Source organism: Pseudomonas sp. GW456-L12, assembly GCF_059424045.1.
Genome location: NZ_JBWKZA010000023.1, coordinates 50429 through 68109, shown reverse-complemented (window position 1 = coordinate 68109; position 17681 = coordinate 50429). Strand labels below are relative to the sequence as shown.

The following is a 17681-nucleotide window of genomic DNA, read 5'->3' as shown; positions in this document are numbered from 1 at the left end:
TACGGCGAAGGTCGATCAGGACAGGAAACCGCCGTCCACGTTCAGCGATACGCCCGTGGTGTAGCTCGAGGCGTCACTGGCCAGGTAGAGCACGGCGCCGGCCATTTCGCTCGGGTCGGCCACGCGCTTGAGGGGGATCTGCGCCAGGGCGGTCTTGAGGATGGCGTCGTTCTTCACCAGCGCCGAGGCGAACTTGGTGTCGGTCAGGCCCGGTAGCAGGGCGTTGCAGCGGATGCCGAACTGCGCGCATTCCTTGGCGAAGACCTTGGTCATGTTGATCACCGCCGCCTTGGTCACCGAGTAGATGCCCTGGAAGATGCCGGGGGACACGCCGTTGATCGAGGCCACGTTAATGATGCTGCCGCCGCCGTTGTCGCGCATCAGCTTGCCGGCTTCCACCGACATGAAGAAGTAGCCGCGGATGTTCACGTCGACGGTCTTCTGGAAGGCGCCCAGGTCGGTGTCCAGCACGTTGCAGAACTGCGGGTTGGTGGCGGCGTTGTTGACCAGGATGTCCAGGCGCCCGAACTGTTCGCGGATGCCGGCGAACACCTGGCTGATCTGCTCCATCTCGCCGATATGGCAGGCGATGGCGGTGGCCTTGCCGCCGGCGGCGACGATGGCGTCGGCCACATGCTGGCAGCCTTCGAGCTTGCGGCTCGAGACAATCACATGGGCGCCTTGCTGGGCCAGTAGCTTGGCTATGGCTTCACCGATGCCGCGGCTGGCGCCGGAGACGAAAGCAATCTTGCCGTCGAGGTCGAACAACTGAGTCTTGGACATGGTTTTTCCTTATTGTGTGCCTGGCGCGTCGGGACGATCAGAGGCTGGATTTCTTGATGACTTGCAGGCTCATCTGCTCCAGCAACTTGTTCATGTGAATGAACTGCGCGAAGCGTTTGTCCTGGGTCTGGCCATGGAAGAAGCGGTAGTAGATCTGTTGCACGATGCCGGCCAGGCGGAACAGGCCGTAGGTGTAGTAGAAGTCGAAATTGCCAATCTGGATGCCGGCGCGTTCGGCGTAATAGTCGACGAACTGCTGGCGAGTCAGCATGCCCGGGGCGTTGCTCGGCTGGCGGCGCATCAGTTGCACCGGCGCCGGGTCGCCCGCTTCGATCCAGTAGGCCAGGGTGTTGCCCAGGTCCATCAGCGGATCGCCGAGGGTGGTCAGTTCCCAGTCCAGCACGCCGATGATCTGCATCGGGTTGGCCGGGTCGAGGATCACGTTGTCGAAGCGGTAGTCGTTGTGCACGATGCTGGAGGTCGGGTGATCGGCCGGCATCTTGTCGTTGAGCCAGGCCTTGACCGCTTCCCACTTGGGCGCATCCGGGGTCAGGGCTTTCTCGTAGCGGTCGCTCCAGCCCTTGATCTGGCGTTGCACGTAACCTTCGGGCTTGCCCAGGTCGCTCAGGCCGCAGGCCTTGTAGTCGACGCGGTGCAGCTCGACGAACTTGTCGATGAAGCTCTTGCACAGGGCTTCGGTCCTGGCCGCGTCGAAACCCAGCTCCGGCGGCAGGTCGGAGCGCAGGATGATGCCCTTGACCCGCTCCATCACATAGAACTCGGCGCCGATCACCGATTCGTCGGTGCAGTGCACATAGGCTTTCGGGCAATACGGAAAGCCGTCCTTGAGCTGGTTGAGGATGCGGTATTCGCGGCCCATGTCGTGGGCCGACTTGGCCTTGTGGCCGAAGGGCGGGCGGCGCAGGACGAATTCCTGTCCCGGGTATTCCAGCAGGTAGGTCAGGTTCGAAGCGCCGCCCGGAAACTGGCTGATCTGCGGGGTGCCGGTCAGGCCCGGAATATGCGCCTTGAGGTACGGGTCGATCAGGTTGGCATCGAGTTCCTCGCCGGAGCGAGTACGGGTGGACTGGTCAGTAAGCGCCATGCTTATCCCTTCTGCTTATTCTGGAGGCCAGAGATTATTGGCTAATCTAATGCGCCCACCTGAGCGCCACAATCGCCGCAGGCCTTTATAGGTGAGCGTGTTGCCGGGCAATCATTGCTTTTGATACAAGCGTTTGAATGGGCCCGGCTTCACTCTAGTCCAGTTCGCCGGGCCTGAATGAGCATTCCGACCGGAGCGGCGCACGGCACTGTTTCTGCCTAGCGCCAAAGGCGCCCAGCACGGGGCATGGCCTGCGTGGCGTCTGTGGCGGCGGCGCCTGGTTCAGTTCGGGGCAGGCAGGGCGATGGGGGTCAACAGCGGCTGGCCGCTGAAGTGGGCGACGAGGTTCTTGCCCACCAGCTCCACGGTGGCCTGGGTCGCTTCCGGCGACAGCCCGGCGACGTGGGGCGTCAGCACCACATTGTTCAGGGTCTTCAAGGCGTCCGGCACCCGCGGTTCGTCGTCGAACACGTCCAGGGCCGCGCCGGCGATGCTGCGTTGCTCCAGGGCCTGCAGCAGGTCGGCGGTGTTCACCACGCTGGCGCGGGCGATGTTCACCAGGAAACCCTCCGGCCCCAGGGCCTGCAGCACGGCTTTGTCGATCAGCTGGCGAGTGCCTATGCCGCCGGGCGTGGCGACCACCAGGAAGTCCGAGTGCCGCGCCAGTTCGGTCGGGGTCGGGCAGAAACTGTAGGGCACGTCGCTGCGGATCTGCCGGTTGTGGTAGCTGACGCTCATGTCGAAACCGTTGGCGCAGCGCTTGGCGATGGCCAGGCCGACGGCGCCGAGGCCGAGCACGCCCAGGCGCTTGCCGGCCAGGGACGGGCGCATGACTTTCGGCCATTCGCCACGCCGCACGGCAGCATCGGCGCGGGGGATGTCACGCACCAGGGACAGCAACAGGGCCATGGCGTGGTCGGCCACCGACGAGGCGTTGACCCCGGCGCCGTTGCTCACCGCTATGCCACGGTTGCTCGCCGCCTGCAGGTCGACCTGCTCGTAGCCGGCGCCGATCACACAGATGATTTCCAGGTGCGCCAAGGCGGCGATTTCTTCGGCGCTCAGGCCCAGCGGACCACGGGTGAGCACCGCGTTGATCTGCCCGGCATGGGCCTTGATGGCGGCCGCCCGTTCGCTGGGCGTCGGCGCGAGGATCAGGTGGAAGCCCTGGTTTTCCAGAATCCACAGGTAGTCATTGATGGTTTCGACGAGGACCAGAACGGTGGCGGGCATGCGTGTCTCCTGAAGGACTGAAGAGGGACGGACGGCGTACGGCGCAGCGATGACAACCGGCGTACGGCTCAGGGAGCTGCTGTACCGTGATAAACCACTCAAGCGCTCAAGATTGCGGATTGCAGGGCACTTTGGCAAGGCGCGGTCGCGGGTTTTTCCCGCGACCGCGGCCTGGAGAGCGGCGCCGCATTCAAGGGCCTGATCGCCAGCAAGCTTGGCTCCTACAGAAGCAGCGGCGATCACGGTCTTGCGCCTGACATGGCTTCTGCAGAGAGGGCATTCAGAAGCGGATATCGGCGGTTTTCACTCGCCGGACAAAGGCGCCGTCCAGGGTCGCATTGTGGTGGTCGATGATCGCCCGGGCCGGGAGCGCCGGGGTGTCCATGCAGGTATGGGCATCCTCCGCCAGCACGGCGGCGAATCCCAGGTCCAGGGCGGCGCGGCAGGTGGCGTCGATGCAGTACTGGGTTTTCATGCCGACGATCACCAGTTCATCGACCTGCGCCGCCCGCAGGTGTTCGGCCAGCCCGGTGCCGACAAAACAATTGGGGCGGGTTTTGTCCAGCCGTTGGTCGCTGGCCTCGAGCTGCAATTGCGCCAGCAGTTGCCACGGCGCGCTGCCGGCGGCGATGGGCGAGCCTTGCGGGCCGGTATGGCGCATGGCGATCACCGGCGCGCCAGCCTGCCGGGCGCGGTGGATCAGTTGGTTGATGTTGTCGAGCACGCGCTGCCCCTCGAAGGGCTGCTCTGGTCCGTGAAACAGGCCGACCTGCATGTCGACGATCAGCAGGGCGGGGCGCTGGGCCTGGGGTGACGGCATGGTGTTTCTCCTTGTGAGCCAGCTGGACGGAGAAACAAAAGGCCCCGTCCATTGCTGGCGGGGCCTTGGGTTCGACTGCGCTGTTGTCAGCTCATGCAGCGACCACACGACCCGCCGGAAGCGGTCGTGGTGGTCGTGCGGGTGAGGTGGCGCGGGAAAAGATTCATGGCGCCGATCTTGGGGTCGGGGTCAGGTACTGTCAATGCGCTGTGAGGCTTGTCTGCAAAGTCCAGGGATCCAGGCAGCCCACGGCGGTGCGCAGACTCAAACGATGGAGCGGGTTCATCCGGTGCTCATTTTCGGTTTTTCGACAAGTTGGATGAGCTTGAGGCAAGAAGCGTCATTGCGTGCGCATGCGTGGATTGCATTGTAAGTATTCATTGAATGCATTGGTCGGAACATTCTGGTTTATGAAATATTTGTGACAGCTATGGGGTGAGTCAGAAGGATCTGTAATGCGTGGTTCCAAACACAAGGAAGCGTCGAGCGGTTTGCTTTCCGAGCGTTTTATGGCTTTTAAGCAATCGATGGCTGCTGTTGTGTTTTATCTTTTGCCATTCGTTGATCGAGTCAATACGCGAGCAGGCATATATGACCGTGGATGAACGAGCAAATAATATGCTGCTGTTGGCCTTGTCCGCCGGTATGGCGTCGATAGATGAGGATGAAACAAGAGGTTATGTCGAATATCTTCTGAGCTGTATCGACAGGCTCTGGTTGAATGAAAATCAGGAGCTTGTTGTGCAGTTCATGCACAAGACGAAGATGGTGTCGTTTGTCGACAGTATTTTTCCATTCGTTGAAAGTTGTCGGCTTTTCAAATTGGTGAAACTTTATCATGCGCTGGTTGCCGTGACCGCCGTCAGGCGTTCAATGCTGGAGCCGGTATTCAAGGCTCTCAAGTCTCGCAATGTTGACGTCATGCCTTATAAGGGTGTGGACTTTATTTATAACTACCGTAGTCGCGCGGCCCATCGCTTTATCTCCGATGTGGATTTGATCGTCAGACGTGATCAGTTGCCTCTTGCGCTTGACGTGTTTGAAAACCAGGGTTTTTTCCAGGCTCAGGTCAGCAAAAACAAGTTGTCGCCCGATGGGCAGTCCTTATATGTACAGCCATGGGCGTCGAAGTCCTTGGTCGCATGGCGGAACGAGCAGGATATCCGACCGTATATCAAGGTGGCGAAAGTAGAGGCTTTGCAAGTCCATCAGGAAATACTTTCCGAATATACGGTTATTTATCTGTCGGGGCAGCCGATGGTGATTGCCTATATCGATCTGGAGTTTTCCGTGCTGCCGGGGGGCGATGAACTGGATGTCTGGAGGCGGACACGACATGCCAGGGTCGCCGGCAATGCTTACCCCGGGCTTTGCCGCGAACTCTATGTTTGTTCATTGCTCCAGAGGGCCTGTAGCGTATCGAACATTCTAGAGGGGGCGGCTGTTTATCCCTTCGTGGATGCGCTGAGAGTGCTGGCCGCCGGAGGCATCGACTGGGATTACCTCTGGACGCTGGCGCAGCGATACCAGCTCGTTGTAGTCGTTTCTCGCGGCCTGATCGAAGTGGCCGGCATGGTGAGGTCCGCGATACCGGCGCACGTGTTCAGCCGATGCCGTAAAAACCTGCAAGCCCATGAAGCATCCCATGTTCCGCCGCTATTGGAATGGCTGGGGACGATCAATGCTGTCCGCTAGTTGATGGGGTCTGGTGTCCGGGGTACGGGTTAAACAACAAGGACGATGCGCACATGTGGATCAACACACCGAAGTCGAATGCCGGCCGTCTTTGCGTGATCGGAGGTACCGGTCAGGTCGGACAGTCTCTGATGTCATTGCTGGGAAGCTGCGAAAACTGGGAGGTGGTGTTCTATGTTGAAAGCCATGAACAAGCCTGTCGGCTGGAATGCAGCTTTCAAGATCATCTGGCGCAGAACTGGAAGATATCCTTCGATCGGGCCTCCATAGCTAATAGCCATACCGTTCTTTTTATCGCCGGTACCAAAACTGCTGCGCAGGGCAGTAAAAATGATTTGTTTGCCGACAACAAGAAGATTATCGATCGTTATCTGGAGTTGATGCGTGGGAAAAATATCATCCTGGTGACGAATCCCTGCACTCGGTTGGGTTGGTATGTCGAATCGACTATCGATGCTTTCACCATTGGCGTCGGCGTACAGAATGACTATAACCGCTTGTCTTATCAGAAACCTGATATCGATTATATTTTTGGGGCGCACAATATACAGGAGCAAGTGTTCTACGATGTTCGAGAAGAGTGCGTGTTCGACGGATTTTCCAATGCGCAGCTCTATAGGTATCATCGTGAAACTCAAGATAAATATGTGAGCGCGCAACTGTTTGACTTGCTCAGGGAGGAACTGAGCCAGGATGAATATTTTAAATGGTGGAAGATGCAGCGCTATCACTCGATTGCGAATCTCTCCAGTTATTCTTGTGCTCGCGCGATTGTTCAAACGCTCGATTATATCGGCGGGGCTCGAGCCACAAAGATCCATGGGGAAGTCAGGGTGAGACTGGCTTCGGGTGACAGCGTCTTTGTCGGCGTGCCCATTTGCAATGACCAACTTTATTGCACTTCTCGATCACTTGAATCGTTTTTAAAGGCCAAGGACGAATACTTTGAGAAATACAGGCTGGCGTGAGTTCGATTTGAATTACTATGGTTTGGTCGACTTGAGGGTCTGCTGTACGGGCCAGCAGGATGCCGAACTATTCGAAGGCGTCCTTAAGGATTATCTGCTGCCGTTCCTGCAGTTGAAGCAACCTGCTGGCCAACCTCATTACACAATTGTGTTGCGCCAGGGGGGGGTTACTCAGGTCGGACCCGATTGGCAGCCCATGACGTTCTTGTTGGATGACGCTGTTTCGGACTTTCGTTTTGGCAAGATAAAACAGTACTCCCCGTCAAGGCGCGACATATTCAATCCTCTGAATGGAACGCTATTCAGCATTTCCGGCACCCAGATCGAGATTGTTTATGTGACCGAGGAGGCCTTGATCAAGGATGTTCAGCGGGTCATCAAACAACTGCTGATCACTGAAATAGAAAACACCGGCGGTGCCGTGCTGCATGCCTCCGCTTTTTCGTTGGCCGGTAGAGCCATTTGTTATGTCGGAGAGAAGGGGCAGGGCAAGACTACTTGCTTGTTGGAATCGCTGAAGGCCGAGGGTGCCCGGTACATCACCAATGACCGTTTGCTCCTCATACCGATTGCCGGGGCGTTCCATGTATTGGGGTGGTTCGAGGAGCTGCGGCTGGTTCAGCCCTCTGGCGGCAGGAAGAAGAAGGTAAGGGTCTCGCAACTGTGTGAGCCCTCGCAGATAGAGACGTGGCCGGTGCTGCCCAAACTTATCGTATTGCCCGACTGCCAGAGCAGGCTGGCGGGCGAGAGTGACGATCGGAAGGTGATAGCAGGGCAGTTGTTGACGCCTGTCGATCCACAGCGTCCGAAGTGGCTTGGATATTCGAAGTCGCTGAGCTTTGACAGCAATGCCTTGCTCGACCCCCTCCCGGTAAAGCGTCTTGAGTGGCAATTCGAGGAGCGAGAGACGCTGCTCAACAAGATCCGAGAGGTTGTTGCCAGTGTATGACCTCGTGCTGGTCGTCGGTCCTTGTAGGAGCGGGACTACTTTTGTCTTCAACGCTTTGTCGCACAGCGACTTCGTGGGTTTTTTCCAACCCTTGAAGCATCAGATCCGCTGCGCCCTCAGCGGGACGTCGAGCGAGACGCGACTGGAGCGTTATGCAGGGAGGCGCGTTGTGGTCAAGGAGGCATTTGGCCCCTACCGCCTGGAGGAGGCGGACTACGACCCGGTTCGCAAGGCTATCGATATTTTCCAGGCCGAAAAAGTCTTGCTCGTGCTGGTCTTGCGTTCGCCGGTGCAATGCCTGGCGTCATGGGAAAAAGCCTTTTATCCCGACAGCCCTGTCAACGATCAAGTGTTCAACCAGGCCTATCTGAACACCCTGCGACTGCAGCGTAAGTATGCGCAGGTCTTGGACGTTGAAACCCTGATCCTGGAGCAGGAACAACCCTTCATTCGCACCCTGGACGAGATCAGGGCCAGGCTCGGAGGCACGGATGCGAGCCAGCGTTATAGCGACTATGTGAAACCCCGGGACCCGCGTCGATACGAGGTTCGTGGCCTGCTGGACAAGGCGCTGCAGGGCAAGGACTACAACGCCGCTTACGTCTCGAAAGAGGCGGCAAGCGTGGACATGTCGCGAATAGCCGTGGCGTTGCAATGCTACGGCACCGCCCAGCGTGGCTGGAACGAACCGAGCGAGAACTTTCATGAGCTATGAAGTGCTGCATAAGCTGTTTCCTGAGCGTCGCCAAGGGATTCGTGAGAACGAACTGTTTATCTTTGCCGGTCCCTGCGTGGTCGAAAATGAAAGCGTCACGTTCCGGATTGCCGAAGAACTGGCGCAAGTTCGCCAGGCCTGCGGGATTGATATCGTATTCAAGGCGAGTTTCGTGAAGGCGAACCGAACCTCCAAGGACAGTTTCACCGGGCTGGCTCTGGACCAGTCGCTGAGCATCCTGCAGGCGGTCAAGACCCGCTTTGGCTTGAAGGTCCTGAGCGACGTGCACGAGTACACCAACCTCGACGAGATAGCCGACGTCGTCGATGTGTTGCAGACCCCGGCCTTTCTGGTGAGACAGACCGAATTCCTGAGGCGGGTAGCCGCTGCCGGTAAACCGATAAACATCAAGAAGGGCCAGTTCCTGAGTCCGACGGAAATGATCAGTGCCGTCGACAAGATCCTGTCCTTTGGTAATAGCGACTTGTTGGTATGCGAGCGCGGCAGCTCATTTGGCTACAACTACCTGGTCAACGATTTTCGAGGGATGCAGCAGTTGATGCAGAGGGCGCAACCATTGGTATTCGACGCCACGCATTCCGTTCAGCGCCCCGGCGCTTTGGGTGACAGTTCCGGTGGGGACGCCAGGTACGCGCCGAGGCTGGCCAAGGCGGCAGTGGCGGCGGGTGTGGATGGCATCTTTATGGAAACCCACCCGGACCCCGCCGCGGCGCTGAGCGACGGTCCCAACATGATCCCTTTGGCTCTCGTCAAGCGCTTGCTGGGCGAGTTGAAGGAGCTTCATCAAGTGGTCAAAGGGCAATCTGCCTATATCTGATACAGGTCTGATCGTACCGATCAATCCAGCAAAAGGAGCTCGCTGTGAATTGGCAAAGTTGGCATGAGAACTACCGGGATTTTTCGCCACTGCAAGCGCGACTTGTGGAAGTCAGTCGGCAGGTCGCGGAGGCGATCGACTCGATGGCGTCACCGCATGTGCAGATATTGAGTCTGTGCGCAGGCGATGGGCGTGATCTATTGCAGGCCTTGTCGTCGGTGCAGGCGGGCAAAGCGGTGGACGCGACCTTGATCGAGTTCGATCAGGCGTTGGTTGACCAGGGCCGAAGAGCATTCGCCGCTCAGGGGTGGGGCGACAGCGTGCGGTTTCGCTGCGCGGACGCGACGTTGTTTTCCACCTACCGGGATTTGCCCAAGGTCGAGCTGGTCATGGTGTGCGGAGTATTCGGCAATGTACGCAACGAGCATGTGCAGAGGCTGATAGGTGCGTTGCCGGGGTTTTGCCGTCCCGGGGCCCGGGTCGTGTGGACCCGAAGCCTCAATGAATTCGACGATGGGGAAGCGGCCGCAGACCACATAAGGCGCTGTTTTGCGCACTCTGGTTTTCGCGAGGCGGTGTTCGCGCGGACCCCGGAAGGTACATTTGCCGTCGGCAGTTTCATTTATGAAGGGGAGCAAGAATGTCTGCCGGCTACGGGGCAGATATTCGAGTTTTCTGCATTCTGGGATCGGCACTGATGGCGGATAGACAGATGCTCGCTCAGAACCTGACCTGGCACCGCAGCTCGGTAACGCCCGAGATGCGGGCGGTATTGTCGGCGCAACGCCCTTTGACGCTGTGGTTCACCGGATTGAGCGCCGCGGGCAAGAGCACGCTGGCCTTCAATCTGGAGAGCTTGCTGGTCGCCAAACGCATTCATTGCTGCGTCCTCGATGGCGACAATGTCCGTCATGGCCTGTGCCGCGACCTGGGTTTCGACAGTCAGGGTAGGACTGAAAATATACGGCGGGTGGCGGAAGTCGCGCGGCTGATGAACGACGCCGGGCTGGTCGTCATGGCGGCTTTCATTTCTCCCTATCGGCGGGATCGGGAGCTGGCCAGGAGCATTATCGGGGTGGAGCGCTTTCAGGAAGTGCATGTCAGCGCCCCGCTTCATGTCTGCGAAAGCCGGGACCCGAAGGGGCTTTACAGGAAAGCACGCAGGGGCGAGCTAAGTGGCTTTACCGGTGTCGATGACCCCTATGAAGTACCGGACTGTCCGCACGTTTACCTAGACACCTCCCGTACTTCCTTGTCTGACTGTCTCGAACGGCTGTCCGGGTTGGTAACCGTTCGTCCGCACCACGACGCGCAGGGATAAATGCTGTGGCTGCGGGCACTTGGCCACGGAATGGGGCAGGCATCTGATTGATTGCGTTCGTATTGTTTTGGGCTCAGTTCCTGGTCGTTGGCAATCTCCTCATCATGCCGGTGTTATTGCTGGGCGTGCGTGACGGGTTTTCCCTGGACGCCTGTTCAATGGGGCTGTTGCTGGCTGCGTTTCCCTTGATGGCATTGATTGGCAACCTGTTCGTCGGGCGGTTCATCGATAAAGTCGGTCGGCCCCTGAGCCTGCAACTGGGGCTCTGCATGAGTGCTGCCTGCTTTCTCCTCATGTTCTTTGCCGAGAACGGCAGCGCCGCCATTGTCTCGCGGGGCCTGACAGGTCTGTGCATGCCCCTGATAGGGGCGAGCCTGTATGCGGTGATCGCGGATGTCTATGCCGGCCAGGCGCGTCGGCGAGTCACCGCGCTGGTCAGCACCGCCGCTTCATTGGCGGGACTGGTCATTCTGCCGCTGGGGATAGGCTTCTCTACCGCGGCGAGATGGCATTACGTTTTTCTGGCGTTTGCCATGGCCAGCCTTGGCCTGGGAGTGATCAGCTACTTTTCATACTATCGCCGCTATGCCCCCGCGCGGGCGGAGGCGGCCGGTGTCAGGCAAGGTGCCGCGAGGCTTTATCAGGATGATGGGGTATTACGCAGCTATGCCTTGTTGTACTGGTTTCAGGGCTTTGCCTATTTCGCATTGATTTCATGGATGCCGTCATATTTTCAACGGCTGCTGGACGACGGCGAGTCGTCCATGGCGCTGTTTTTCGGCGGAGCCGGGGCTGTGCTGGGGGCATGGTGCCTGACGGCGTTGGCAGGCAGGCGAGCGAAGATGTTCTACGTGGTGCTTGGGATCAACGGTATCGCCGTCCTGAGTCTTGCAGCTTCCACCCTGGGCTTGTGGGCCGCCTGTGCGGCCTGGTTCGTCTACAACGCCTGCCGCCAGTTGTTGTCCGCGCATATCCTCTCGGGCGCGAACGCGCATTGCGGCAATTCCGACCGCGGGACCTTGAACGCGACGATGAACGTGGGATACCAGGCGGTGGGAGCCGTTGCCGCATTCGTCGTCGCGCAACTGCCTTTCGTGCCTGATTCCATTTCGATCATTTGCATCATGGCGACGCTGATGTTGTTGCCGGGTTTTTACTTTTATAAAAGCCTCGGCCGTTCGGATGCATTGTGAATCATGAAGGGTTGCATGTGAGGGGGTGAGAGACATGGCACCCAAGGCAACGGGTGGGAAGAATACGGAAGTCGCCGGATAAAACAGGATGGCCCCCAAGAATACTGGGCTTTATGAGGCTATTCGGGGGGCGAGTTTCTTTCGGTGCCAAGCACGTTGCAGGATGCATACTTAAGAAGAATGAGCGGATGGCTCGTTTCTCGTGGGCTGTTTGGCATTTCGACTACGCGCTAGTCGTTTGCATGAAGTAGCCGGTCAAAGGATTACATGTCTATTTGGCGATTCAGTTTGCTATCTGGACGTGGGTCATAGCAAACGAACAAAGGCCGAAGCGCTCGCCGGTCCGGCTCGGCCTATTAAAGCGCTGCATCAGCGAGCCCGGCGGACGGGTAATCGATGGCCCCGTGGACTACGCTGAGCTGGCTTCAGTTTCTGGAACTGGGTCGGGTCAGCGCTCCTGACCAGCAGGTCGCTTTCAGGACACGATGGGTCGCCTGGGTGCAATCGCCGGACCATGGCGATGGGCAAGCTTCCAGGATGCCCCGGACCCGGTGCGCCAAGACACTTGGCCGGAGAGCAAGAATGGCGACCGACAATCCACGCCTCCGTGACGTGGCCGGGCGCTGCAGCCGAAGACTCCGGACGGCTACCGCTATATAGCGATGTCGTTCGAGATGCCGAGGTACGTTTATGTCTGATGACACGCTTCACCTGCCTCTGATTCACAGCGTGTTGGAGCGCGAAAAGGACACTCCCGGTGCCTTGCTGCCCATTCTCCACGCCATTCAGGACGGTTGCGGGTACATCCCCGACACCGCCATCCCCGAGATCGCCCATGCCCTCAACCTCAGCCTGGCTGAAGTGCACGGCGTGATCAGCTTCTACCACGATTTCCGTACCACGCCGCCCGCGCGCCATACCCTGCGCCTGTGCCGGGCCGAGTCCTGCCAGAGCCGGGGCGCCGAACGCCTGGCCGCGCAACTGCGCGAACAACTGTTGCTGGACGACCATGGCACCACGGCCGACGGCAGTATCAACCTGCGACCGGTCTACTGCCTGGGGGCCTGCGCCTGTTCGCCGGCCCTGGAACTGGACGGCGAGTTGCACGCCCGGATCACTCCCGAGCGCCTGCGCCAGCTGGTGAGTGGCTGCCTGGAGGATGGCGCATGCTGAAGCTCTATATCCCCCGCGATTCGGTGGCCCGTGCCGTGGGCGCGGACAAGGTGGCCGTTGCGCTGGTGCGTGAGGCCGAGCGTCGACAATTGCCGTTGGAGCTGTGCCGCACCAGTTCCCGTGGCCTTTATTGGCTGGAGCCGCTGCTGGAAGTGGACAGCGCCGACGGCCGCCTGGGTTTCGGCCCCCTGACCGCGGAGGACGTGCCGAGCCTGCTCGACGCCCTGGCGGGCGACCCCGGCAGCCATCCGTTGGCCCTGGGGCCGGTGGAGCAGATCCCTTATCTGCAGAGCCAGCAGCGCCTGCTGTTCGCTCGGGCCGGCATCACTCAACCGCTGTCCCTGGACGACTACCGCGCCCAGGGCGGTTTCCAGGGCCTGGCCCGGGCCATCCAGATGGAGGGCGCGCAGGTGGTCGCCAGCGTGCTCGACTCCGGCCTGCGCGGCCGCGGTGGCGCGGCCTTTCCGGCGGGGATCAAGTGGCGCACCGTGCGCGAAGCCGCGGGTGCCCAGAAATACGTGGTCTGTAACGCCGATGAAGGCGACTCCGGCACCTTCGCCGACCGCATGCTGATGGAAGGCGACCCCTTCCTGCTGATCGAAGGCATGATCATCGCCGGCATCGCGGTGGGGGCCAGCAAGGGCTATATCTACGTGCGCTCGGAATACCCGGACGCCATCGGCACCCTGAACGAGGCCTTGCGCATCGCCCGCGAGGCCGGTTACCTGGGGGCGAACGTCGGCGGTAGCGGCCGCCCCTTCGAGCTGGACGTGCGGGTGGGGGCCGGCGCCTACATCTGCGGTGAGGAGACGGCGCTGCTGGAGTCCCTCGAGGGCAAGCGCGGCACGGTTCGCGCCAAGCCGCCGCTGCCGGCCCTGCAGGGCCTGTTCGGCTTGCCAACGCTGGTGCACAACGTGCTGACCCTGGCCTCGGTGCCGATCATCCTGGAGAAGGGCGCGCCGTTCTACCGCGACTTCGGCATGGGGCGTTCCCTGGGCACCATGCCGTTCCAGCTGGCCGGCAACGTCCGCCAGGCGGGCCTGGTGGAACGCGCCTTCGGCCTGAGCCTGCGCGAGCTGGTGGAAGGTTATGGCGGCGGTACCGCCAGCGGCCGGCCACTGAAGGCGGCGCAAGTGGGTGGGCCGCTAGGGGCCTGGGTACCCCCCGCGCAGTTCGATACGCCGCTGGACTACGAAGCGTTCGCCGCCATGGGCGCGATGCTCGGCCACGGTGGCGTGGTGGTCGCCGACGACAGCCTGGACATGGCCCACATGGCCCGTTTCGCCTTGCAGTTCTGCGCCGAGGAGTCCTGCGGCAAGTGCACGCCGTGCCGGATCGGCTCGACCCGTGGAGTGGAGGTGGTGGACCGTTTGATCGCCAGCACCGACGCCGCGGCCCGTGAGGAACAGGCGCTGCTGCTGCAAGACCTTTGCGACACCCTGCAATACGGCTCGCTCTGTGCCCTGGGCGGGATGACTTCCTACCCTGTCGCCAGCGCCCTCAAGCACTTTCCCGCCGACTTCGGTCTGGCGACCACGGAGGCCGACCAATGATCAATATCTTCGACCCTACCAGTGATATCGACCTCGGCACCCCGGCCCGCGAAAGCGAGGTACAGGTCAGCCTGACCATCGACGGCCGGGAAATCAGTGTCGCTTCCGGCACCTCGGTGATGCGCGCCGCGGCGTTGCTGGGCACCACTATCCCCAAACTCTGTGCCACCGACAGCCTGGAAGCCTTCGGCTCCTGCCGCATGTGCCTGGTGGAGATCGAGGGCATGCGCGGCTATCCGGCCTCCTGCACTACGCCTGTGACCGAGGGCATGGTCGTCCACACCCAGACTTCCAAGCTCGCCAGCCTGCGGCGCAACGTGATGGAGCTGTATATCTCCGACCACCCGCTGGACTGCCTGACCTGCTCGGCCAACGGCAATTGCGAGTTGCAGACGGTGGCGGGGCAGGTGGGCCTGCGGGAAGTGCGCTACGGCTATGAGGGCGCCAACCACCTGGACGAACAGAAGGATGTCTCCAACCCCTATTTCGACTACGACCCGAGCAAGTGCATCGTCTGCAACCGCTGCGTGCGTGCCTGCGAGGAAACCCAGGGCACCTTCGCCCTGACCATCAGCGGGCGCGGCTTCGATTCCCGGGTGGCGGCGGCCGGCGGCGACAATTTCCTCGACTCCGAGTGCGTGTCCTGCGGCGCCTGCGTGCAGGCCTGCCCGACCGCCACCCTGATGGAAAAGAGCGTGGTGGAAATCGGCCAGCCCGAGCGCAGCGTCATCACCACCTGCGCCTACTGCGGCGTGGGCTGCTCTTTCCGCGCGGAAATGAAAGGCGAGCAACTGGTGCGCATGGTCCCGGACAAGAACGGCCAGGCCAACCACGGCCATTCCTGCGTCAAGGGCCGCTTCGCCTGGGGCTACGCCACCCACCCGGACCGCATCACCAAGCCGATGATCCGCAAGCACATCAGCGATCCGTGGCAGGAAGTCAGCTGGGAAGAGGCGGTCACCTACGCGGCCAGCGAGTTGCGCCGCATCCAGCTGAAATACGGGCGCGACTCGATCGGCGGCATCACCTCCAGCCGTTGCACCAACGAAGAGACCTACCTGGTGCAGAAACTGGTGCGCACCGCCTTTGGCAACAACAACGTCGACACCTGCGCCCGGGTCTGCCATTCGCCCACCGGCTACGGCCTCAAGCAGACGCTGGGCGAATCCGCCGGCACCCAGAGTTTCGACTCGGTGATGCAGGCCGACGTCATCCTGGTGATGGGCGCCAACCCCACCGACGCGCACCCGGTATTCGGCTCCCAGCTCAAGCGCCGCCTGCGCCAGGGCGCGCGGCTGATCGTCATCGACCCGCGGCGCATCGACCTGGTGGATTCGCCCCATGCCCGTGCCGACCTGCATTTGCAGCTGCGTCCGGGCACCAACGTGGCGATGCTCAACGCATTGGCCCATGTGATCGTCACCGAGGGCCTGGTCAACCAGCCTTTCGTCGATCAGCGCTGCGAAGCGGCGGACTTCGCCCGCTGGCGCGATTTCGTCAGCCTGGCGGAAAACTCCCCCGAGGTCCTGGGGCCGATCTGCGGGGTGCCCGCCAGACAGATCCGCGACGCCGCGCGGCTTTACGCCACCGGGGGCAACGCGGCCATCTACTACGGCCTGGGCGTCACCGAGCACAGCCAGGGCAGCACCTCGGTGATGGGCATCGCCAACCTGGCGATGGTCACCGGCAACATCGGCCGCGAGGGTGTCGGGGTCAACCCGCTGCGCGGGCAGAACAACGTCCAGGGCTCTTGCGACATGGGGTCCTTCCCCCACGAGCTGCCTGGCTATCGACATATTTCCAACGAGGCGGTGCGCGCCGAGTTCGAACAGGCCTGGAACGTGACCCTGCAACCCGACCCGGGCCTGCGCATTCCCAATATGTTCGAGGCGGCCCTGGACGGCACCTTCAAGGCGCTCTACTGCCAGGGCGAGGACATCGCCCAGAGCGACCCCAACACCCAGCACGTGACCGCCGCCCTGACGGCCATGGAGTGCGTGGTAGTGCAGGACATCTTCCTCAACGAGACGGCCAAGTTCGCCCATGTGTTCCTGCCGGGCAGCTCCTTCCTCGAGAAGGACGGCACCTTCACAAACGCCGAGCGCCGTATCTCGCGGGTGCGCAAGGTGATGGAGCCGCTGGCCGGCAAGGCCGACTGGGAGGCCACCATCGCCCTGGCCGAGGCCCTGGGCTACAAAATGCAGTACAACCACCCATCGGAGATCATGGATGAGATCGCGCGCCTGACGCCGACCTTCCACCGCGTCAGCTACACCGAGCTGGATCGGCACGGCAGCCTGCAATGGCCGTGCAACGATGCCGCGCCGGACGGTACGCCGACCATGCACATCGATGAGTTCGTGCGCGGCAAGGGTCGCTTCATGCTCACCGGCTACGTGCCCACCGAGGAGAAGGTCAACAGCCGCTACCCGTTGCTGCTGACCACCGGGCGCATCCTCAGCCAGTACAACGTCGGCGCCCAGACCCGGCGCACCGACAACGTGGCCTGGCACGAGGAGGACCGCCTGGAAATCCACCCGACCGACGCCGAGAACCGCGGCATCGTCGATGGCGACTGGGTCGGCATCGGCAGTCGCGCCGGGCAGACAGTGCTGCGGGCCAGGGTCAGCGAGCGGGTGGCGCCGGGGGTGGTCTACACCACCTTCCACTTCCCGGAATCGGGCGCCAACGTGATTACCACCGACAACTCCGACTGGGCCACCAACTGCCCGGAATACAAGGTGACGGCGGTAGAGGTGGTGCGGGTCAACCAGCCTTCCGAATGGCAGAAGCGTTATCAGGCGTTCAGTGATGAACAGGGGCGCCTGCTGCGGGAGCGTCGTCACGCCGAGAAAGCCGAGGTGCGCCGATGAGCAGCGAAAGCCTGATCAAGATGGCCAACCAGATTGCCCAGTTCTTCGCCAGCGAACCGGACAAGGCCCAGGCAGTGCGTAGCGTGCGTCAGCACCTGAAAAGCTTCTGGACGCCGGCCATGCGCAGAGAGTTGACCGCCTGGGAGGTGACACACCCCGGCGCGGTGCTGCACCCCCTGGTGCAGGCGGCGTTGAAGGAAGAGGAAACGCAAGGGCAGACCTAGTGTTTGCCGATGGCGGGCACACCTTGAACCGGACCGCCTCGTTGCAGCTAACCAGAAGCCAGGGCCTTGCCCTGGCTTCTGCGTTTGATGGGCACACCTGCTGTCTTCAGGGGCATGCCGATGGGGATGATGATCCGCGCGCCCGGCACGCAGGTCAGCCGAAACCCGGGGCCAGCGCTTGCCACAGATCAATGAAACGTTGCGCCCGACCCCGCAAAACCGCGCTCCAGACATCTGC

Annotated in this window: 17 protein-coding genes; 13 read left to right on the top strand and 4 right to left on the bottom strand. The window is 61.2% G+C overall.

The genetic code is table 11. The features are described from left to right. Positions 1-15: 15 nt before the first annotated feature. The 4 genes from AC07Y9_RS23785 to AC07Y9_RS23770 form a co-directional block, all read right to left on the bottom strand. Positions 16-783 carry an SDR family oxidoreductase gene (locus AC07Y9_RS23785; protein ID WP_007923881.1) on the bottom strand — a complete coding sequence of 256 codons (768 nt, stop codon included), beginning with the start codon at positions 781-783 and terminating at the stop codon, positions 16-18. Positions 784-820: 37 nt separating this feature from the next. Beyond that, the gene (locus AC07Y9_RS23780; RefSeq protein WP_009043417.1) at positions 821-1888 is read right to left on the bottom strand and encodes a phosphotransferase family protein; all 1068 of its coding nucleotides are present in this window, start codon (positions 1886-1888) and stop codon (positions 821-823) included. Positions 1889-2170: 282 nt separating this feature from the next. Next, on the bottom strand, positions 2171-3121 hold the full coding sequence (locus tag AC07Y9_RS23775; protein WP_053260761.1) for a 2-hydroxyacid dehydrogenase: 951 nt from the start codon (positions 3119-3121) through the stop codon (positions 2171-2173). Positions 3122-3401: 280 nt separating this feature from the next. Next, entirely contained in the window at positions 3402-3941 is a 540-nt protein-coding gene (locus AC07Y9_RS23770) for a cysteine hydrolase family protein (protein ID WP_102680088.1), read from the bottom strand. Positions 3942-4396: 455 nt separating this feature from the next. Here AC07Y9_RS23770 and AC07Y9_RS23765 point away from each other — a divergent pair, with 455 nt between their 5' ends. The 13 genes from AC07Y9_RS23765 to AC07Y9_RS23705 all read left to right on the top strand — a co-directional run bounded on the left by AC07Y9_RS23765 (position 4397) and on the right by AC07Y9_RS23705 (position 17443). Continuing rightward, positions 4397-4546, top strand: coding sequence for a hypothetical protein (locus AC07Y9_RS23765; RefSeq protein ID WP_156376434.1), 150 nt, complete (start codon positions 4397-4399; stop codon positions 4544-4546). Between the two features lie 13 nt (positions 4547-4559). After that, positions 4560-5636 (top strand): nucleotidyltransferase family protein, encoded by a 1077-nt coding sequence (locus tag AC07Y9_RS23760; RefSeq protein WP_087087883.1) that lies wholly within the window; start codon positions 4560-4562, stop codon positions 5634-5636. Between the two features lie 53 nt (positions 5637-5689). Further along, positions 5690-6604 (top strand): hypothetical protein, encoded by a 915-nt coding sequence (locus AC07Y9_RS23755; protein WP_125738017.1) that lies wholly within the window; start codon positions 5690-5692, stop codon positions 6602-6604. Beyond that, positions 6582-7553 (top strand): phosphoenolpyruvate carboxykinase (ATP), encoded by a 972-nt coding sequence (locus tag AC07Y9_RS23750; protein WP_256580952.1) that lies wholly within the window; start codon positions 6582-6584, stop codon positions 7551-7553. The genes AC07Y9_RS23755 and AC07Y9_RS23750 overlap by 23 nt, the downstream gene beginning before the upstream one ends. Next, positions 7546-8268, top strand: a complete 723-nt coding sequence (locus tag AC07Y9_RS23745) for a sulfotransferase family protein (protein WP_238437511.1) — start codon at positions 7546-7548, stop codon at positions 8266-8268. Before AC07Y9_RS23750 ends, AC07Y9_RS23745 begins: the two co-directional genes overlap by 8 nt. Next, positions 8258-9106, top strand: coding sequence for a 3-deoxy-8-phosphooctulonate synthase (kdsA, locus tag AC07Y9_RS23740; protein ID WP_053260763.1), 849 nt, complete (start codon positions 8258-8260; stop codon positions 9104-9106). Before AC07Y9_RS23745 ends, kdsA begins: the two co-directional genes overlap by 11 nt. A 44-nt stretch (positions 9107-9150) precedes the next feature. Next, entirely contained in the window at positions 9151-9804 is a 654-nt protein-coding gene (locus tag AC07Y9_RS23735; RefSeq protein ID WP_158245996.1) for a class I SAM-dependent methyltransferase family protein, read from the top strand. A gap of 14 nt (positions 9805-9818) precedes the next feature. Then, entirely contained in the window at positions 9819-10427 is a 609-nt protein-coding gene (cysC, locus tag AC07Y9_RS23730) for an adenylyl-sulfate kinase (protein ID WP_256580950.1), read from the top strand. Positions 10428-10474: 47 nt separating this feature from the next. Continuing rightward, positions 10475-11620: an MFS transporter gene (locus tag AC07Y9_RS23725; protein WP_102680087.1), complete on the top strand. Its 1146-nt coding sequence runs from the start codon at positions 10475-10477 to the stop codon at positions 11618-11620. Between the two features lie 690 nt (positions 11621-12310). Next, complete coding sequence (locus AC07Y9_RS23720; protein ID WP_007923877.1) at positions 12311-12793, top strand: formate dehydrogenase subunit gamma; 483 nt, start codon at positions 12311-12313, stop codon at positions 12791-12793. Next, the gene (locus AC07Y9_RS23715; protein WP_102680086.1) at positions 12787-14346 is read left to right on the top strand and encodes a formate dehydrogenase beta subunit; all 1560 of its coding nucleotides are present in this window, start codon (positions 12787-12789) and stop codon (positions 14344-14346) included. The genes AC07Y9_RS23720 and AC07Y9_RS23715 overlap by 7 nt, the downstream gene beginning before the upstream one ends. Then, positions 14343-17219 (top strand): formate dehydrogenase subunit alpha, encoded by a 2877-nt coding sequence (gene fdhF, locus AC07Y9_RS23710; RefSeq protein WP_102680085.1) that lies wholly within the window; start codon positions 14343-14345, stop codon positions 17217-17219. The genes AC07Y9_RS23715 and fdhF overlap by 4 nt, the downstream gene beginning before the upstream one ends. Further along, positions 17216-17443 (top strand): formate dehydrogenase subunit delta, encoded by a 228-nt coding sequence (locus AC07Y9_RS23705; protein WP_053268810.1) that lies wholly within the window; start codon positions 17216-17218, stop codon positions 17441-17443. The genes fdhF and AC07Y9_RS23705 overlap by 4 nt, the downstream gene beginning before the upstream one ends. Positions 17444-17681 lie beyond the last annotated feature (238 nt).

Bases quoted from the DNA above. Each gene is read 5' to 3' on its own strand.
- AC07Y9_RS23760 (WP_087087883.1), top strand. From the start codon at position 4,560: ATGCTGCTGTTGGCCTTGTCCGCCGGTATGGCGTCGATAGATGAGGAT.
- AC07Y9_RS23715 (WP_102680086.1), top strand. From the start codon at position 12,787: ATGCTGAAGCTCTATATCCCCCGCGATTCGGTGGCCCGTGCCGTGGGC.
- AC07Y9_RS23770 (WP_102680088.1), bottom strand. From the start codon at position 3,941: ATGCCGTCACCCCAGGCCCAGCGCCCCGCCCTGCTGATCGTCGACATG.
- AC07Y9_RS23755 (WP_125738017.1), top strand. From the start codon at position 5,690: ATGTGGATCAACACACCGAAGTCGAATGCCGGCCGTCTTTGCGTGATC.
- AC07Y9_RS23705 (WP_053268810.1), top strand. From the start codon at position 17,216: ATGAGCAGCGAAAGCCTGATCAAGATGGCCAACCAGATTGCCCAGTTC.
- AC07Y9_RS23780 (WP_009043417.1), bottom strand. From the start codon at position 1,888: ATGGCGCTTACTGACCAGTCCACCCGTACTCGCTCCGGCGAGGAACTC.
- AC07Y9_RS23765 (WP_156376434.1), top strand. From the start codon at position 4,397: ATGCGTGGTTCCAAACACAAGGAAGCGTCGAGCGGTTTGCTTTCCGAG.
- kdsA (WP_053260763.1), top strand. From the start codon at position 8,258: ATGAGCTATGAAGTGCTGCATAAGCTGTTTCCTGAGCGTCGCCAAGGG.
- AC07Y9_RS23720 (WP_007923877.1), top strand. From the start codon at position 12,311: ATGTCTGATGACACGCTTCACCTGCCTCTGATTCACAGCGTGTTGGAG.
- AC07Y9_RS23785 (WP_007923881.1), bottom strand. From the start codon at position 783: ATGTCCAAGACTCAGTTGTTCGACCTCGACGGCAAGATTGCTTTCGTC.
- fdhF (WP_102680085.1), top strand. From the start codon at position 14,343: ATGATCAATATCTTCGACCCTACCAGTGATATCGACCTCGGCACCCCG.
- AC07Y9_RS23775 (WP_053260761.1), bottom strand. From the start codon at position 3,121: ATGCCCGCCACCGTTCTGGTCCTCGTCGAAACCATCAATGACTACCTG.
- cysC (WP_256580950.1), top strand. From the start codon at position 9,819: ATGCTCGCTCAGAACCTGACCTGGCACCGCAGCTCGGTAACGCCCGAG.